At 53.2% G+C, this 16,675-nt stretch carries 16 protein-coding genes; 13 read left to right on the forward strand and 3 right to left on the reverse strand.

The window, feature by feature from the left end:
- The first annotated feature begins 9 nt into the window (after positions 1 to 9).
- The 8 genes from ACQ66Q_RS13600 (at position 10) to ACQ66Q_RS13635 (ending at position 7,834) form a co-directional block, all read left to right on the forward strand.
- Complete coding sequence (locus tag ACQ66Q_RS13600; protein WP_430457303.1) at positions 10 to 498, forward strand: pilus assembly PilX family protein; 489 nt, start codon at positions 10 to 12, stop codon at positions 496 to 498.
- A 21-nt stretch (positions 499 to 519) separates the two neighbouring features.
- Positions 520 to 3,792 carry a pilus assembly protein gene (locus ACQ66Q_RS13605; protein WP_430457304.1) on the forward strand — a complete coding sequence of 1,091 codons (3,273 nt, stop codon included), beginning with the start codon at positions 520 to 522 and terminating at the stop codon, positions 3,790 to 3,792.
- A gap of 10 nt (positions 3,793 to 3,802) precedes the next feature.
- On the forward strand, positions 3,803 to 4,225 hold the full coding sequence (locus tag ACQ66Q_RS13610) for a type IV pilin protein (protein WP_430457305.1): 423 nt from the start codon (positions 3,803 to 3,805) through the stop codon (positions 4,223 to 4,225).
- Positions 4,226 to 4,287: 62 nt separating this feature from the next.
- Positions 4,288 to 4,737, forward strand: a complete 450-nt coding sequence (locus tag ACQ66Q_RS13615; protein WP_430457306.1) for a hypothetical protein — start codon at positions 4,288 to 4,290, stop codon at positions 4,735 to 4,737.
- Positions 4,738 to 4,787: 50 nt separating this feature from the next.
- A complete protein-coding gene (locus tag ACQ66Q_RS13620) occupies positions 4,788 to 5,696 on the forward strand; it encodes a PilW family protein (RefSeq protein ID WP_430457307.1) in 909 nt (302 codons plus the stop codon).
- 13 nt (positions 5,697 to 5,709) lie between these two features.
- On the forward strand, positions 5,710 to 6,060 hold the full coding sequence (locus ACQ66Q_RS13625; RefSeq protein ID WP_430457308.1) for a hypothetical protein: 351 nt from the start codon (positions 5,710 to 5,712) through the stop codon (positions 6,058 to 6,060).
- Complete coding sequence (locus ACQ66Q_RS13630; protein ID WP_430457309.1) at positions 6,057 to 7,430, forward strand: hypothetical protein; 1,374 nt, start codon at positions 6,057 to 6,059, stop codon at positions 7,428 to 7,430. Before ACQ66Q_RS13625 ends, ACQ66Q_RS13630 begins: the two co-directional genes overlap by 4 nt.
- On the forward strand, positions 7,430 to 7,834 hold the full coding sequence (locus tag ACQ66Q_RS13635; protein WP_430457310.1) for a type IV pilin protein: 405 nt from the start codon (positions 7,430 to 7,432) through the stop codon (positions 7,832 to 7,834). Before ACQ66Q_RS13630 ends, ACQ66Q_RS13635 begins: the two co-directional genes overlap by 1 nt.
- Positions 7,835 to 7,855: 21 nt before the next feature.
- Here the strand turns inward: ACQ66Q_RS13635 and ACQ66Q_RS13640 are convergent, their stop codons facing one another.
- The gene (locus ACQ66Q_RS13640) at positions 7,856 to 8,374 is read right to left on the reverse strand and encodes a GspH/FimT family pseudopilin (RefSeq protein ID WP_430457311.1); all 519 of its coding nucleotides are present in this window, start codon (positions 8,372 to 8,374) and stop codon (positions 7,856 to 7,858) included.
- A 177-nt stretch (positions 8,375 to 8,551) separates the two neighbouring features.
- On the opposite strand from ACQ66Q_RS13640, the gene ACQ66Q_RS13645 reads away from it, so the two are divergent.
- From ACQ66Q_RS13645 to ACQ66Q_RS13665, 5 genes are read left to right on the forward strand one after another with little or no spacing between them, the layout of a single operon-like run.
- Positions 8,552 to 10,174 (forward strand): NAD+ synthase, encoded by a 1,623-nt coding sequence (locus ACQ66Q_RS13645; protein WP_430457312.1) that lies wholly within the window; start codon positions 8,552 to 8,554, stop codon positions 10,172 to 10,174.
- Between the two features lie 8 nt (positions 10,175 to 10,182).
- The gene (gene glnB / locus ACQ66Q_RS13650; protein ID WP_208931713.1) at positions 10,183 to 10,521 is read left to right on the forward strand and encodes a nitrogen regulatory protein P-II; all 339 of its coding nucleotides are present in this window, start codon (positions 10,183 to 10,185) and stop codon (positions 10,519 to 10,521) included.
- 14 nt (positions 10,522 to 10,535) lie between these two features.
- Complete coding sequence (locus ACQ66Q_RS13655) at positions 10,536 to 11,864, forward strand: PqiA/YebS family transporter subunit (protein WP_430458558.1); 1,329 nt, start codon at positions 10,536 to 10,538, stop codon at positions 11,862 to 11,864.
- Complete coding sequence (gene pqiB, locus ACQ66Q_RS13660) at positions 11,830 to 13,587, forward strand: intermembrane transport protein PqiB (RefSeq protein WP_430457313.1); 1,758 nt, start codon at positions 11,830 to 11,832, stop codon at positions 13,585 to 13,587. Before ACQ66Q_RS13655 ends, pqiB begins: the two co-directional genes overlap by 35 nt.
- A complete protein-coding gene (locus ACQ66Q_RS13665) occupies positions 13,584 to 14,162 on the forward strand; it encodes a PqiC family protein (protein WP_430457314.1) in 579 nt (192 codons plus the stop codon). The genes pqiB and ACQ66Q_RS13665 overlap by 4 nt, the downstream gene beginning before the upstream one ends.
- Positions 14,163 to 14,177: 15 nt before the next feature.
- Here the strand turns inward: ACQ66Q_RS13665 and ACQ66Q_RS13670 are convergent, their stop codons facing one another.
- Together ACQ66Q_RS13670 and ACQ66Q_RS13675 are read right to left on the reverse strand one after the other, a co-directional pair.
- A complete protein-coding gene (locus ACQ66Q_RS13670; RefSeq protein WP_430457315.1) occupies positions 14,178 to 15,308 on the reverse strand; it encodes an anhydro-N-acetylmuramic acid kinase in 1,131 nt (376 codons plus the stop codon).
- Between the two features lie 6 nt (positions 15,309 to 15,314).
- The gene (locus tag ACQ66Q_RS13675; RefSeq protein ID WP_430457316.1) at positions 15,315 to 16,556 is read right to left on the reverse strand and encodes a peptidoglycan DD-metalloendopeptidase family protein; all 1,242 of its coding nucleotides are present in this window, start codon (positions 16,554 to 16,556) and stop codon (positions 15,315 to 15,317) included.
- Positions 16,557 to 16,675: the final 119 nt, after the last annotated feature.

The raw sequence follows: 16,675 nt of genomic DNA on the forward strand, positions 1-16,675 counted from the left end.
GCCAGAACGATGCAACAACAACGCGGTATCGCTTTAGTACTGAGTCTGCTGATGCTGGTGGCTATTACAATGCTGGCTGTCAGCGCCATGCGCGGCACCACACTGCAGGAAAAAATGGCTTCTAATTTGAACGATCGGGAAATCGCCAAACAAGTGGCTGAAGCCACCTTGCGTCAGGTTACTACCTTATTGCCACCAGCGGCCGGTAGTGCCTGGTTTAATACACCAATTCCGGCCCCGGTGCAGGGCACCGCAGATCGTTGGAATAATGCTGCCATCTGGAATACTGCCGGCACTGTGGCAGTGGCCGTCAATGGGGTCAGTTATAATGGTCAGTTTCTGGTTGAAAACATGGGGTTTTGGACCAGCCGGCAAGACCCAACCTGCAAACCGAAAGAAAATCCTTTATGTGAACGACAGACCTACCGCATTACCGTGCGTAACCAGCCACAGGCTGGACGGGCGGCGGTGGTGGTGCAAGTGGTGTGGCGTATTTAAGAACTTGTCGACAGGAGTAGCATGATGGAAAAGCACAAATGGCACTGGCAATCGCTGCTGTGTGGCGCCTTGTTGGCAAGCGGCACGGTGCAGGCGGCGATAGACATCGCTTCCGCGCCTTTGGAAACCGGTTCAACGGTCGATCCAAATATTTTCTTTTTGATCGATGACTCTGGTTCTATGTTGCAAGGCATGATGCCGGAAAACCTTGAAGACAATGCCAGTGTCAATGACAGCTGTTCTAAAAGCACTCATGCCGGCATGAGCATGTGTTATTACAGCACCACTAACCGGGCCTTTTTGGCATCATCGCATTTAAATAAACTGTATTATGATCCGACAGTGACCTATCCAGTGCCCACGAAAGCGGACGGCACGACCTATGGCCCCTCGCCATTTACTGCTGCCAAAGTGGATGGTTATCTTTCTGGGTCCGCAACTGTCAATCTGAGCAGTGGTTATCGCGCTATTATGGCGTCAGGTAGTATTGGCACCGGCGCGAAAACAGTATTTGCTATCAGCCCGGGCGGGACAGCTGGCGCAGCCTTCTATTACACCTACACCCCAGGTTGTATCAATAGCGTGTACAGCGATTCCTGTTATACGCAAAAAGCGCTGAGTGGCGCGGCCGAACAAGAAAATTTTGCCAACTGGTATTCGTATCACCGCACCCGCTTGTTGGCGGCTAAAGCTGGTATCGGCAGTGCTTTCCATCAGCAAAGTACCGCCATGCGCGTCGGTTATGGTTCCATCAACGAAATGGCGTCAAAAGTAGGTGTTCGTCAGTTCAGCGGCACCAACCGCACCGCATTTTTTAACTGGCTTTATACCTTACCACCGGATTCTGGTGGTACACCGCTGCGTTCTGCACTGACGTCTGCCGGCAACTATTTTAAAACCGAAGAACCTTGGCGGGTGGACCCGGCGAATTCTTCTTCAGCATTGTTAGAGTGCCGGCAAAGTTTCGCCATTCTGATGACAGATGGCTATTACAATGACAGCGCCACTGGCGGCGAACACGATAACGTCGCCGGCTCGACTATCACAGGGCCCAAAGGCCGGACTTACACTTATACACCGAAAAATCCGTTTGCTTACGGTACCAAAGATACCTTGGCGGACATCGCGATGAACTTCTGGAAAAACGATCTGGACGCAGGCTGGGCAGCGAATCGCAAGATGGAGAATACAGTGCCCACGTCGGCTGCGAACCCAGCATTCTGGCAGCATATGGTTACTTTTGGTGTGGGTTTTGGCGTGCAGGGCTCGGTCAATCCAACTACAGCCATTAATGCGATTAATTCTGGTGCCAGCGTGCCCTGGGCCAGCCCGTCTACTGATCCTGGCAAGATTGACGATATGCTGCATGCTGCCGTCAACAGCCGCGGCAGTTTCTTCTCTGCCAGCAATCCTAAAACATTCTCCGATGGCCTTGCCGACACGTTAAGCGCGATTGCAGAGCGTATTGGTACTTCATCGAATATTGCCGCCACGGCAATTAACTCACTGCAATCTGAATCGAATCTGTATCAGGCGCGCTATGTGGCCGGTGAATGGACCGGCGATTTGTGGGCTTATGATACCGAAGACACTGTGACACCTATCTGGAAAGCCACTGATGTGATGCCGGCTCCTGCCAGTCGCAATTTACTGTACGGTGCGGATAGTGGCAGTGCCAAAGCGTTCACCTGGAGTAACCTGTCAGCAGCCGAAAAAGCCGCATTGGGTAATACCAGTACAGTGCTGGATTATCTGCGTGGTGACACCACGCTGGAAAAACGCAATCCAGGGGGCAGTTACCGCAATCGTGGGAAAATCCTCGGCGACTTAGTGAATTCATCGCCTGAGCTGGTGGAAGCGCCTTACGATTTAAGTTACCACCGTTATAACTGGACTGGTGCGAGCAGTTACCGGAGCTTTATTGAAGGTCCTGCCAAAACCCGCACGCCAATGCTGTATGTCGGCGGCAACGATGGCATGTTACACGGTTTTAATGCCAATACCGGTGTTGAAGTGATGGGCTATATCCCCAAAGCAGTGATGGCGCCGTTGCCATCTGATACGGTCAGCGTGTTGAAGAAATATTCTGAACCGAACTACAGTCATAAATTCTCGGTGGATGGTTCGCCGGTGGTGGTTGATGTGTATATCAGTGGTAGCTGGCGCAGTGTATTAATTGGCTCTATGGGGCGAGGCGGCAATGGTTTGTTCGCTATCGATGTCACAGATCCGGGTAGCATCACCACCAGTAAAGTGCTGTGGGATAAAACCTTTGCTGAGCTGGGGTCTTATCTTGGCACGCCACAGGTGACCAGGACTGAGTCTGGACAATGGGTGGTCGTTGCAGGGTATGGCTATAACAACAGCACCAACCAATCGGGCCTGCTGGTAATTGATATCGCTACCGGTACTGTTATAAAACAACTGGCGACGGGCAAGGGCGATGCCGGCGATCCAAACGGGATATCTGAAGTGAATCTGCTGGACGTCGACGCGGATGGCAATACCGATTGGGTTTATGGCGCGGACCTGCATGGTTATGTCTGGAAGTTTGACATCTCTTCAACATCGACAGCTGCGTGGAAAATTGCATATAGCGGCCAGCCATTGTTTCAGGCGAAAAATGGCAGCGGTACCCGTCAGATGGTGACCGGTGGTGTGTTGGCCAGCGTACAGCCGACCACCGGCAAAGTCTGGTTATTCTTTGGTACAGGCCGCTACCTGAACGTCAATGATCCGAGTAATGCGGATCAGCAAACCTGGTACGGTATTATGGATGGCGCCACGATTAGCGGTCGGACCGAACTGGACAGCCGGACTATTACCAACGTCGGGGATGAACGGGTGATCACCTCTGCCAACAGCCTGACAGCAGGTAAAAAAGGCTGGTATATGGACCTGATTGATACGCGTGAACGCATTGTCGACATGCCGCTAATGGTCGGCCCTGAGCTGGTGATGAATACCACAATCCCGGATACTAACGTTTGTAATCCAAGTGGTTCCGGTTATTTGATGGCCGTGTCGCCGTATACCGGTGCCCGCCTGAAGAAGACTTTCTTTGATCTGAATGACGATGACAACTTTGATGACAACGACAAAGTCACTGTGTCTGGGAATCCGACCATCGTCAGCGGGATCAAAGTCAGCAGTTTGAATTCGGTGACACGACTGGCGAAAATCGGCGACATTATTAAGAGTTTTAATAACTGTGAAGGTGGCTGTATCGAATCCAGAACCATCGATCCGACGCGCAATGTCGGCATGCAGTCATGGCGTGAACTCACCAACTAACAGGGGAACGATGATGAGAAAACAGCGCGGTTTTAGTCTGATGGAACTGATGATTGCTGTCGCGGTGGCGGGGATCTTGTTGGCCGTCGCGGTGCCAACCTATCAGAATTATCTGAATACAAACCGGCGGGCGGTAGCGGGCGCGTGCCTGGTTGAGTTGTCTCAATATATGGAACGGGTATACACGTCCAGTATGACGTACAACGTCAATAACGGTGCGGCAACCGTGTTGCCGGACAGTAACTGCCAACAGACATTGCTGGGTGTTTATGCGTTTAGCCTGGACGCCAATGCGCAGACTTATACATTAACCGCGGAGCCAAAAGGCGCGCAGAGCGGTGACACTAGCTGTGGCGTGCTGGCGATTGATCAGGCCGGCGTGCGATCTGCAAATGGCGACAGCAGTGTAGACAAGATTAAAAAATGCTTCTGATAATTGCTTAATTGAAAATTTAAGTTAAATTAAATGTAAATTTCAGGTGTAAGGATATACCTGTGTTTACGAAAGGATACGGCCTCATTGAGGCCTTGCTGGCGTTGCTGCTGACCAGCCTGATGCTGACTGCCGCATTAAACTGTCAATGGTTTGCCCGCCGCGCCATGCAAGTTGCACTAGAGCAGATGACGGCCACGCATCTGTTGATTGATATCAGCCACAGTGTGAATTTTTCAACGCTACTGGCGGCTCAACCCATCATTATTAACGCGCAGCCATGTGCGACTTGTCCTGCCGTTACTTCGCAACAGGGTCGTGTTGTACAGCAATTATTGCAACAGCCGCTGGCTGCAGTCCTGGTTGACCCTGAACTCTGTATTGACGTTGGTGCAAAGGGCGTTCGTTATGTCCTGAGCTGGCAAAGCAATGTACCGCCGTCAGCTTCTGCCTCACAAGTTTGCCGCAGCGGCGTTGGCAGGCGCCAGATAGTATTGGACGGCACCCCGTGAAAAGGCTAAGCCGGAGCAGGCCAGTCCGCGGGTTTTTATTGCTGCAGCAGATGATCGCATTGTTGCTGTCGGCGCTGCTACTGCTGATGCTTACTCATGCTTTTGTTGTGCAGTGGCAGGCATTCAGACAACAGAGTCAGCTGACTTTTTTACATCAGACCGCCATTCAGAGCCATACCTTGCTTCAGCGTGAACTGAGCCAGAGTGGTTTTTGGGCCGGACTTGGTGTGGTGCAGGTCAAGCCGCCACAACCGGCAACTCAGGTTCAAGGCGATTGTCACAGCCCAGGCATCGACAGCGGCAGTTTTCCGCTGGCGGGCCAGATCTGGCTGACTTTGTATGCAGGTACGGTTGGCGCGGCAAATACGCCAGCCTGCCTGACCAATGCAGTAAAACAATCCGATTTTATCCAGTTAAAGCATCTGGCGGGAGATCCGCTGCGGCTCGCCGATTTACGCGCCAATCGCAGCTACCTGCAACAAAATGGCTTGTCAGGCCGCTTCATCCGTAGTGGCGACGCCGGCCTGAACCCACAACTCTGGTATTGGCCATACCGGCATGAACTGTATTACGTCGCGAGGCAAACATTAGCAGGAGAGCTGGTGCCGGTGCTGATGCGCAAACGCTTGGTGCGCAATCAGCAAGGTAACCTGGCGATGGATACTGCGGCGGTGCTGGACGGTGTCGAGATGATCGCGGTTGAAATCGGTCTGGATCTCGATGCTGATGGCCTGGCCGAGCAATTCATTCCCGCCAGCCAGCTGGCGGCAGCAAGCTGGGGCCAACGCCAAACCATCCGTCAAATACGGTATTTTGTGCTGTTGCGGGCATTGCAGGCCGAATCCGGCTATCGCAATCAACAACGCTACCAACTCGGACAACGTCAGTTTCAGGCGCGTGGCGATCCCTACCGGCGTTTATTGATTAGCAGTTCAGTGAAAGTTGCACCCATGGAATAAGGAAAACATACCCATGCAAACAAAAGGATTTGTGCTGGTGTTATGCCTGCTATTTGGTTTGTTGATCAGTGCGTTGGCGCTCGCTGCATTAGTACTGAGTGAGCTGAGCAGCCGCTTTAATCAGGCCGGTCTGCAGCAAAAACGCCAGGCGCTGAGCGCTGAAGCCACAGTGCAAAGTCCAGTCGTGCAAGCAGGCCAACCAGCAATTTTGTCGCAATGCCCAGCGCAGTTTCAGGTGTGGCCGGCACATTGGCAGCAATGCCAGTTGCTGCGCACCGAACAGACTGATCTGGGCCCAAACGAAGCTGGCCAGATCCAACTCATCTGGCAGGTGGATCCACAAACCCAAGGAGGGGAACTATGAAAAATGTAGCTTTATACATCCTGATGGCACTTCAGCCTGTGACCGTGCTGGCACAGTCCGATGGTACCCAGGATAGTTATTGGCAGGAAACTGCAACCGGAACGCTGGTTGCCATGGACGCCTCGTCTGCCGGACAAGACTGTGAGCCGATACCGCGAATGGCCACGTACCAGAGTCGGCCACTGAGCGGTTCCGGTCATTTCTCCCGCTTGCAGCTGAGCCGCTGTGGTCTGATTTTTTCGGGGCAAAAAGCTGATATACCGATACTTCAAATCAGACCGGGAACTGCGGAGGAATATCAGGACACGCTACCTCCATCTGACGCTGCCCAACTGCAATGGGGCTGGCGAAACATGGTGGGCAGCCAGGCGGACTATCAGCTGTTTTGGCTTGATCCCCTCAAGGCTGAACTGCGTTCAGTACAACTGACGCTGCCGCAATCGCAGACGCAGCGACCAAACTGGCGGCCACTGTGGGCCGCAGCTGTGCAACCTGCTGCGCAGCCGTGGCTGCCTGCCGAGATCAGTGCACAGCGACTGGCTGATGATCCAACCGCGGAATGGCTGGTGTTGCCGGGCAATGCGCAGGTGCCCATCAGGCTGATCAACGCGCAAACCGGTGTGCCACGTCAGTTGTCAGTGCCAGCTGTGAATACGGGCTTTGCTTTGATGCCGCTGATGGCTGATCCGGATCAGGATGGCTTGGCGGAACGGATGTTTTTACTCAGTACTGACGGCTTATTGCTGCAATATGACTGGCAGTCCGCTTTGGGTTGGCAGCCATCCATCGTGGCTGATTTTAGGCAGAGCGGCTGGCAATTTGACGGCAGCTGGCAACGGATCAGCGCCCGTTGGCCTGTCACACAAGGGTGGCAGCAGGGAGATGTTTTTGTGCTGCAAGGGCGAGATGCTGACGGCTATCGCTTGTTGGTGTTGCGTCGGCCGGTCGGTCTGCAACGGGTTTTTGATCTGACCGATATCGCCGACCATGTTGACCTGAATAAAGCGGGATGGCAGCGGACATTAGCGGCGCGGCCTGTTACGGCGGCCAAAATCCTCGCTGGTATTGTATATCTGCCACTAAGCCAGGATCCTGATACGCTGGCATATGACCAGATCGAGGTGCTGCAGTTGTTTAGTGGCACTGTGCTGTACGCCCCGTCCACGCTGAAGCTTTCCGCTGTCCAGCAAGCGCCGCTGCGGTTGGTGCCAGCGAATGGCAAATACCAACTGTGGTCGGCGGAGCAAATCATTGTGCCGGAAGTGCAGCGGTTGGACCCGTCCTGTTTATTCTGTGTAGAAACGTTGACCCCGCAGCACATGCAACAGCAACAACAGCTGGCGATGTTTCGCTATGAGCAGGTGTACTGATGATCTGGCTGCAACGTGGGTTTGTCTTGATTGAAATGATGCTGGTCGTTGCACTGTTTGGCATTCTGCTGGCCATGTTCGTGCCGGGGTATCAACAGCAGGTACTGAGCAGTTACCGGCTTGAAGCGACGCAGGAGCTGCAGCGGCTGGCTATTTTACAACAACAGTTTTATCTGGAGCAGCAGCAGTACACTGCCGCATTGTCACGGCTGCCGGCGCCGGACGACAGCTATCTGACCGGCAGCGGTCGATTTCGGATCTCGGCGATATTAACTGCTCAAGGTTACCTGCTGCAGGCGGAAGCGGTAGGGCCACAGCGCAAAGATCTGGCTTGTCAGTGGTTCCGGCTTGATCAGACCGGACGTCAAATCAGCAGCCCCGAAACAGACTGCTGGCGGCATTAAAACGAAAAGCAAGGACAAAGGTCAATGTGGACAAGGTTGTTCATGCCACTCCAGTTGGCTGCGTCCGCTTTGACTGAGACTGAGGCTGGCATACCAGGAATACTGCGCAACACAATAAACAAAAGTGCCGTTTTGCAGAGCATTCAGACTGCCATCGGCGCGAAACTCCAGTAACTCGCGGTTGTAGTACAGCCTGTGTTGTGGTTTTAACGCGTCAATTTGTCTCAAAGCACCAGCGGTCGGGTCAGTATTAAAAATCTGCACCGGAGTGTCGCTCCAGCGTCCGTCGCATTGCAGCGCCTGACGCGGACAGACAGTGACAATATCGCCGAGGCTGACCGCTTGTACCCGGGCGTAGCTCAGTTGTTGGCGAAACTGCTGCATAAACCGTTCAGCATGTTGTCGGGCGAAGAGTTCGGTCAGGCTCGGAATGGCCAGTAATGCCAAAATAGCAAAAATGGCCAGACAAACGGCGACTTCAGTGAGGGTAAACGCTGGATCGGCTGCGGCCGAAGATGCAGGGTGTGATGGGTATGCCATGATGTTTCCTGTGTTTCTGTTCCGTGAATACACCCATTTAACTTAGCTGGCGACCCTGTTGGATGCAAGTCTGTGGAGCGACCTTACAAAACAACGTCGAGCTCAGGACAAGGCGGTTTGAGAAAACAACGAAAAATCGCTACCATAGCGCCCAAGTTGTTGTTCAGGCGCTTTGATATGTCGCATTCCATTTCCGTCAGTTTGATCCAGCAGCGTTTTACCGTCGGTGCTGTGCAGCAAAACTGTGATCAGATCCTGCAAATGGCGGTTGACGCCGGCACTGATCTGGTCGTTTTTCCTGAGTTAACGCTGACCGGTTATCCGCCGGAAGATTTGTTGTTCCGTGCTGATTTAATGCAATACGTCAACACCGCGCTGGCACGGATCCAGGCTGCCGCATTGCCATGCACTTTGTTAATTGGTCATCCGTGGCAACATGACGGTAAGCTGTATAACGCCGCTTCAGTGATCCGTGATGGTGAGTTGATTGGCCGTTATTTCAAGCAATGCCTGCCCAATTACGGTGTGTTTGACGAAGAACGTTATTTCAGCGCCGGCTCTGACACCTTCGTGTTTGAACTGAACCAGCAAAAATTCGCCGTGTTGATCTGCGAAGACGTCTGGCATGGTGAACCTGCCGCTGCCGCCAAAGCTGCCGGCGCAGACTGGGCGCTGGTGCTGAATGCCTCCCCTTATGAAATCGGCAAAAAAGCCCAGCGTGAGCATCTGCTCACATCATTGGCAAAACGCTTACAGCTGGGCTTTATTTACGTCAATCAGATGCAGGGTCAGGATGAACTGGTGTTTGACGGCAGTTCGCTGATTGTCAGTCCGCAAGGGGTGATTGAACTGGCGGCACCTGCTTTTGAAACCGGTATTTATTCTGCCTTGCTCCGCCATCAGCAGCAGGGTTGGCAAATCACCCATCAACACGCCCATCCGGCAGTGCAGTCGGTGGAGGCCGAGGTGTATCAGGCTTTAGTGGTCGCCACCCGCGATTACATCACACAGAACGGTTTTCCCGGTGCGGTACTCGGGCTTTCCGGTGGTATTGATTCAGCGCTGACGCTGGCGATTGCCGCTGATGCGATTGGTGCAGATAAAGTGCAGGCACTGATGCTGCCGTTCCGTTATACCTCCGGTATGAGCGTCGACGATGCTACCGAACAGGCCCGCACTATGGGCATTGAGTTTGACGTAGTGTCGATTGAGCCGATGTACGATGCGTATATGGCGCAGCTCGCGCCCTTGTTCGCGGGACGTAAGGCTGATACCACCGAAGAAAATCTGCAGGCACGCTTGCGTGGTGTATTGCTGATGGCGTTGTCGAATAAAACCGGCCGCATTCTGCTGACCACAGGCAATAAGAGTGAAGTCGCTGTTGGCTACTGCACCCTTTACGGCGATATGTGTGGCGGCTTTGCTGTGATCAAAGATATTCCGAAAACCCTGGTGTACCGCCTCGCAGCGTATCGCAATACCATTTCAGCGGTGATCCCACAGCGGGTGATTGACCGGCCACCGTCAGCTGAGCTGGCACCGGGCCAGACCGATCAGGACAATTTACCGCCCTATGATGAGCTTGACGCTATTATCGCGGCTTATGTCGAGCAGGATAAATCGCTGTCCGACATTCTGGCGATGGGCTATGCTGAAGCCACAGTTCGTCGTGTCCTCAATCTGATTGATTTTAATGAATATAAACGCCGGCAATCCGCCGTTGGTCCCAAAGTCACCCCCCGTAATTTTGGCAAAGATCGCCGGGTGCCTATCACCTCAGCGCTGCGCAAACAAAGGTAGAGCGGTTTATGAAAAAAATTGAAGCAATTATCAAACCTTTTAAACTCGATGACGTGCGCGAAGCGCTGGCTGATATCAATGTCACCGGGATGACAGTGACCGAGGTCAAAGGTTTTGGCCGGCAAAAAGGCCACACCGAGTTATACCGCGGCGCGGAGTACATGGTCGATTTCCTGCCCAAAGTGAAACTCGATATTGTCGTGGCGGATGATCAGGTCGATCGTTGTGTCGACGCTATCATGAAAACCGCGCAGACCGGCCGCATCGGCGACGGTAAGATTTTTGTGTTTGACGTCGAGCGCGTGATCCGCATTCGCACCGGCGAAGAAGATGAAGAGGCGATCTGAGTCGCGTGTCTGACATGGTATCAGCACCTGCTTTGGAGCGGGTCGCTGAGACACCTACACGACTGACAACCGACACCACGCCGGAGCTGGTGCTGTGTCGCTATTGTGATTTACTGCAGCAATTACCGGCACTGCAAGACGGCGAAGAAGCCCACTGCAGCCGCTGTGGTCATGAGCTCGATGCACGGCAGCGTGAATCGGCATTAAGACCGATTCTTTATGCGATGTCAGCCCTGTTTATGTTAGTGCTGACCAATCTGTTTCCTTTTGTCGGCATGGATGCGGCCGGCAGCCACCGCGACATGACCTTCCTCGATACCTCGGCGGTGTTGCTGGATGAAGATTATCCTTGGCTGGCGGTTTTGGTCTGGTTGTTTATTCAGGCGATCCCGGCCATTTGCATGTTCGCCATTATCTATTTAAAACTCGGCATGTTTTACCGCTTGCCTGCTTTAGTGCAGGTGGCCCGGTTGCTGTATGCATTAAAGCCCTGGAGCATGGTCGACATTTTTCTGATGGGGCTGCTGGTCAGTTTCGTCAAATTGCTGACCCATTTTGAATTGAGCCTCGGCATGAGTTTCTGGGCCTTTTGTGGTTTCTGTCTGCTGCACCTGCGTACGTTTCAGGTGGTCGACCGCCACGAACTCTGGTCACGCATAGCACCACCGCCGCAACCAGTAGGAGCCGCCGTAGCGGGTGAAACCGGACTCAGCCAGCAATTAAAAGTTTGTCAGTGCTGCACAGCGCTGGTGCCACTGCAGGAAACCCGCTGTAGTCGTTGTGGCAGTAAAGTGCGGGCCCGAATTCCGTCGAGCGTGCAGAAAACGCTGGCGCTGCTGGTGACCGCCAGCATTTTATATATTCCTGCCAATTTGCTGACGATGATGGAGACGGTGTCGCTCGGCGATAGTATTGAGTCGACCATTATCAGTGGCATCGTGCTGATGTGGGCGGACGGCGCCTATCCGGTGGCCATTGTGGTGTTACTGGCCAGTGTCGTGGTGCCTATCGTCAAAATTGTGGTGATGTTCTGGTTATGTTATCTAACGACATTGCCACTGGCGGAACGAAGCAAGCATGGCACCTGGATCTATCCGCTGGTGGATTGGATCGGCCGCTGGTCGATGGTGGATGTGCTGGTCGTCGCGATCCTGGCAGCCTTAGTGCGTTTTGACAGTTTGGTTGGCGTCTATCCCGGCGCTGCAACTTTGGTATTTGCTGCGGTAGTGATTGTCACTATGCTGGCGGCAATGAGTTTTGACCCTCGGTTATTATGGGATCCGAGTCCTGCAGAAATGGAGCAACAACGTGACGAACAGCGCGGTACAGGCGAACATTCGTAAAATCAGCCAATGGTCACCGATCTGGATAGTGCCGGTTGCCGCCGTTTTAATCGGCAGCTGGATGCTGTACCACACCTTTAAAAATCAGGGGCCGACCGTGACGATGCTGGCCAGCAATGCCGAAGGCATCATCTCGGGCAAAACGCAGATAAAAAGCCGCAGTGTTGATGTTGGTAAAGTGGTGTCGGTGGAGTTATCGCAGGACCTGAAACAGGTGGTGATCCGGGCGCGGATGAATCCGGGCACAGCCAATCTGCTCAACGATGAATCACAGCTGTGGGTGGTGAAACCGACTATTGGCCGTGGCGGTGTCAGTGGCCTGAACACGTTGTTATCCGGCGCCTATATCGAACTGCAACCCGGCAAGAGTGACAGCGGGAAGTACTTCTTTGAACTGTTGGAAACACCGCCCATCGCCCCGCCGGATGCACCCGGCGTTCGGATCTTTTTAAGCAGCAGTGACGCGGCCGCGCTGGCGGTTGGTGACCCGATTTTATACCGTGGTTATGACGTCGGGACTGTCGAGCGCAGCGAGTTCGATATGACCAAGCGCAACATGCGCTATCAGTTGTTTATCCGCGCGCCTTATGATGCGCTGGTGACCGAAAATGTGCGCTTCTGGAAAGCGTCGGGCATGGCGTTGGATATGTCGGCCGAAGGCGTGCGGATCGAGATGGCATCTATGGCCACGCTGCTCGGCGGCGGTGTGACTTTTGATGTACTCGATGGCTGGCCAGCCGGCAACAAAGTTGCTGATGATGCTGATTTTCAGCTGTTTGAAAATCGCAAGAGCATTCAGGATGGGCTTTATAACGAATACCTCGAGTATTTGCTGTTTTTTGATGAATCGATCCGCGGCCTGACCGCTGGCGCACCGGTCGAATATCGCGGTGTGCGGATCGGGACCGTCGCTTCGGTACCGTATTTCTTTAACATGAAAAATCCGCTGCAGGTTGCCTTTAACAAAGGCATACCGGTGCTGATCCGGATTGAAACCGGCCGGCTCTATGACAATCTGACGTTGCCACAGCTTCGACAGGAATTGGATCAGGCGGTCAGCAAGGGCCTGCGTGCAGTACTAAAAACCGGCAACCTGCTGACAGGGGGGTTGTATATCGACCTGAATCAATTGGAGGCTGACAGCAAAAACGCGGCAACAGCAGCAGCTGCGCCAGCGGCCTTCGCTGCGCCAGCCGATGGCGTGACAGCGAATGCCACAACGGATGTAGAGACACCGGCGATAGTGGCAACGCCATTATTACCAGAGCCATTACCAGAATTTGCCGGCTATAAGATTCTGCCGACCAGCCGCAGTGGCCTTGGCCATATTGAACAGAAAGTGCTGCAGGCGCTGGATAAAATCAACAACTTACCGGTAGAACAGGTGCTGGCGGATAGCTCCGCCACACTGAATGCGACCAAAGATTTGATGCAACAAAGCCAGCAACTGGTGTTAAGTCTTGATGCACTCGTCAAAGCTGATGCGACGCAGCAATTGCCAGCAGAAGTGAATAAAAGCCTTGCAGACCTGCGTAAAACGCTGGCGGGATTAAGCCCGGGCTCACCGGTATATGAGCGGATTAACAGCAATTTGCAGGCAATGGATAAAGTGCTGCGGGATTTGCAACCTGTGGTCCAGACCTTGAATCAACAGAGTAATGCCCTGATCATCAGCGCAGATCCGGCGGCAGATCCGGAACCAGAGCAAGGAAATCAACCATGAGATCGGGATTTTTTCTGAGCAGCCTTGCTGCGTTATCGTTACTGACGGCCTGTAGTTCTTCAGTAGAGTTACGTTATTACCAGCTGCCACAGCCTGCAGTTGTCAGTGTGCAGCCAAACGCCACAGCGCCGGTGTTATATGTTGAACCTGTAATGGTTGCGGCTTATCTGAACAGTAACTCGCTGATTTTACAGACTTCTACTGTTGAATTGCACAAGACTAGCCAACATCAGTGGGCAGATCCTTTGGATCAGCAGCTGCAGCGTCTGTTGGTGAACGGTTTGCAACAGGCATTACCGGCTTATCGGGTCACAGGTCAGCAGCCTGCGGGTGATGTTGTGCGGCTGTTGGTGCAAGTGGAGCAGTTTCATGGTCAGCAGCAGGGCATTGCGCTCGTGAGTGGGCGTTTCCATTTGCTGCAGGGTGACAAAGTGCATAGTCAGAGCTTCCAGTTGCAATTGCCGCAGCCGGATGAAGGTTATCCGGCACTGGTTGATACGCTTGGGGAGGGCTGGCAACAGGCGATTTTGCAGTTTGCAGCAGCAGTTGGGACTTTTTCGCCTGTCGCGAAATAACGACGAAGAACCTTATCAGGGCGTGTAGCGCACGCCCAGTACCAACGCCTCACTGGCACCCGTCACTGCGGGCACATTGCCGGGGATTTGTTCATCATAAGCATACGCCAGCCAGGCGAATGCCATCGCCTCGACCCAATCCGGATGGATGCCCAAACTAGCGGTGGTGTTGATCTGACACTGCGGCAGCAATTCGGCCAAATCCTGTATCAGCATGGCGTTATGCGCGCCGCCGCCACAAACATAGACCTCAGACACGACAAAACGGCTGACTGCGAGGGCAATAGTACCAGCGGTAAAGCGGCTTAAGGTTCGTTGTATGTCAGCAGGAGCCGGCATGTGGCCAGTCATAGCCTGAAGTTGCTGTAGCTGTTGTTGCAGCCAATTCAGCTGAAAGTATTCGCGGCCGGTACTTTTCGGACCGGTCTGGCGGAAATATGCATCGCTGAGTAACAGACCGAGCAGAGCTTCATCTAGCTTGCCACTGGCGGCAAAGACGCCATTGGCGTCATAGGCTTTGCCTTGTTGCAATTCAATCCAGTTATCCAACAGACAATTGCCGGGACCGGTATCGAAGCCCTGCACTTGTTGATGTGGCAACAACAAGGTGATGTTGGCGATGCCGCCAATATTCAGAATACAGCGACCATGTTCTTTCGAGGCGAAGATCGCCTGATGAAAGGCCGGCACTAAAGGCGCACCTTGTCCGCCATAGGCAATGTCTTTACGGCGAAAATCGGCGATCACCGGGATTTGCGTCAACATGGCGAGCCGGTGCTGATCACCAATCTGGTAACTAAATGGCTGACGGGCGTTAGGTCTGTGTCGGATCGTTTGACCATGGCAACCGATCGCGAGGATCCTGCTGCGATCGATGCCGCTTTGCTGCAACAGCAGTTGTACCGCGCTGGCATAACAAGCTGCAAGGTCGGCTTCTGCCAAACCCAAACGCTCAATTTCATTAGCGCCCGGTTGGGCTAAAAGTGCCAATTCTGCTTTTAATTCAGCAGGGTAGGGCAGGCATAAGCTGTGAATAAGATTTGGATAAGCTGGGGAGAAATCAACAAGCACCACATCGACACCATCCAGGCTGGTGCCTGACATGATGCCGATATAGAGTGCTTCAGCAGTTGGGACCGCAGTCACAACTAATTATTGGTTCGCAGCCAGCACAACACGTTCGTGCGCTTTTAGCTGTGCGATCTGTTGCTTCGCGTTTTTGGTGAACTCGACGCGGGCAACGCCCTGCAGAGGTTCTGCCTGTGGCAGTTTAACGGTGCGTGGGTTCCGGTGCACGCCGCCTACCACGAATTCATAGTGCAGATGTGCGCCAGTAACACGGCCGGTAGCGCCTAAGCGTCCGATGATGTCGCCTTGCTTCACTTTTTCGCCACGTTTGACATCACGTTTGGATAAGTGCAGATACTTAGTCACGATGCCGTTTGAGTGTTGGATGACCACGTAGTTACCGTTCGCACCTTTCATCGCCGATTCAATCACTTTACCATCACCGGCCGCCATAATTGGCGTACCCATCGGCGCAACATAATCGACACCATTGTGTGCTTTGATCTTACCAAGGACTGGATGTAAACGACGTGGATTAAAATTGGAACTGACATAGCGGAAGTTAACCGGGGCGCGCAGGAAGGCCTGTCGCATTGAACCGCCATCCGGCTTGTAGAAGCTACCGTCAGTATGACGAACGGCCTGGTACAGTTGACCCTGGTTCTGGAACTGGGCGGCTACGATGGCGCCGTTGCCGATGAACTGGCCTTCAGCATATTGGCGCTCGAACATCACGCTAAAAGAATCGCCTGAGCGGATGTCTAATGCAAAGTCGATGTCATAACCAAATACGTTCGCCAGGTCGATGATTTGCGCTTCAGATAAGCCGGCATTCATCGCAGAACCCCAGAAGCTACCGCTGATGATGCCAGCGACCACTTCGGTGCGTACTTCAATTTCTTTTTGCAGTTCTTTGGCGACAAACTGGCCGTCATCGCCGCGAGTGACGCGTAAGGTTTTCAGATTGCTCAGGTTGTAGCGCAGTTCTTGCAATTGTCCTTCAGCATTCAGACCGAATTCTAATTGTGCACCCGGAAACAGCCGGGTCAGATTCTTCGCTTCTTTCCCTGCATCCAGCACGGCCTGCATGGTTTGAGCGTCGATTTTTGCGCGTTTGAATACAGAACCTAAAATGTCGCCTTTTTTCACTTCCACCGAGATCCACTCTAATGAGTTGTCTTCAGTCGGAATGGTGCTTTCAGCAGTTTGTGGTAAGGATTCGGTGACAACAGGGACAGCAAGGCTATAACGCTTGCCGACTTCTAAACTGTTTTTTTCGTTGTCTTTGGACGCTTCAGCCTTTTCTGAAGGCAGAAGCAGCGTCACAGACAAAATGGTGGCCAATGTGGCTATCAGAACACGGTGCGGAGTAGGCAAAGATGAAATCATTGAAGGCGCATCTCTTATTATTATGGTTCTTTCCACGTAAAAAATGAGCATATAAC

This window comes from Rheinheimera sp., assembly GCF_965283995.1.
Taxonomy (GTDB): Bacteria; Pseudomonadota; Gammaproteobacteria; order Enterobacterales; family Alteromonadaceae; genus Pararheinheimera.

Excerpts from the sequence above, each read along its gene's own strand:
- glnB (WP_208931713.1), top strand. The coding sequence starts at position 10,183 with ATGAAAAAAATTGAAGCAATTATCAAACCTTTTAAACTCGATGACGTG.
- ACQ66Q_RS13645 (WP_430457312.1), top strand. The coding sequence starts at position 8,552 with ATGTCGCATTCCATTTCCGTCAGTTTGATCCAGCAGCGTTTTACCGTC.
- ACQ66Q_RS13635 (WP_430457310.1), top strand. The coding sequence starts at position 7,430 with ATGATCTGGCTGCAACGTGGGTTTGTCTTGATTGAAATGATGCTGGTC.
- ACQ66Q_RS13640 (WP_430457311.1), bottom strand. The coding sequence starts at position 8,374 with ATGGCATACCCATCACACCCTGCATCTTCGGCCGCAGCCGATCCAGCG.
- ACQ66Q_RS13665 (WP_430457314.1), top strand. The coding sequence starts at position 13,584 with ATGAGATCGGGATTTTTTCTGAGCAGCCTTGCTGCGTTATCGTTACTG.
- ACQ66Q_RS13600 (WP_430457303.1), top strand. The coding sequence starts at position 10 with ATGCAACAACAACGCGGTATCGCTTTAGTACTGAGTCTGCTGATGCTG.
- ACQ66Q_RS13630 (WP_430457309.1), top strand. The coding sequence starts at position 6,057 with ATGAAAAATGTAGCTTTATACATCCTGATGGCACTTCAGCCTGTGACC.
- ACQ66Q_RS13610 (WP_430457305.1), top strand. The coding sequence starts at position 3,803 with ATGATGAGAAAACAGCGCGGTTTTAGTCTGATGGAACTGATGATTGCT.
- ACQ66Q_RS13625 (WP_430457308.1), top strand. The coding sequence starts at position 5,710 with ATGCAAACAAAAGGATTTGTGCTGGTGTTATGCCTGCTATTTGGTTTG.
- ACQ66Q_RS13605 (WP_430457304.1), top strand. The coding sequence starts at position 520 with ATGATGGAAAAGCACAAATGGCACTGGCAATCGCTGCTGTGTGGCGCC.
- ACQ66Q_RS13620 (WP_430457307.1), top strand. The coding sequence starts at position 4,788 with ATGATCGCATTGTTGCTGTCGGCGCTGCTACTGCTGATGCTTACTCAT.
- ACQ66Q_RS13655 (WP_430458558.1), top strand. The coding sequence starts at position 10,536 with ATGGTATCAGCACCTGCTTTGGAGCGGGTCGCTGAGACACCTACACGA.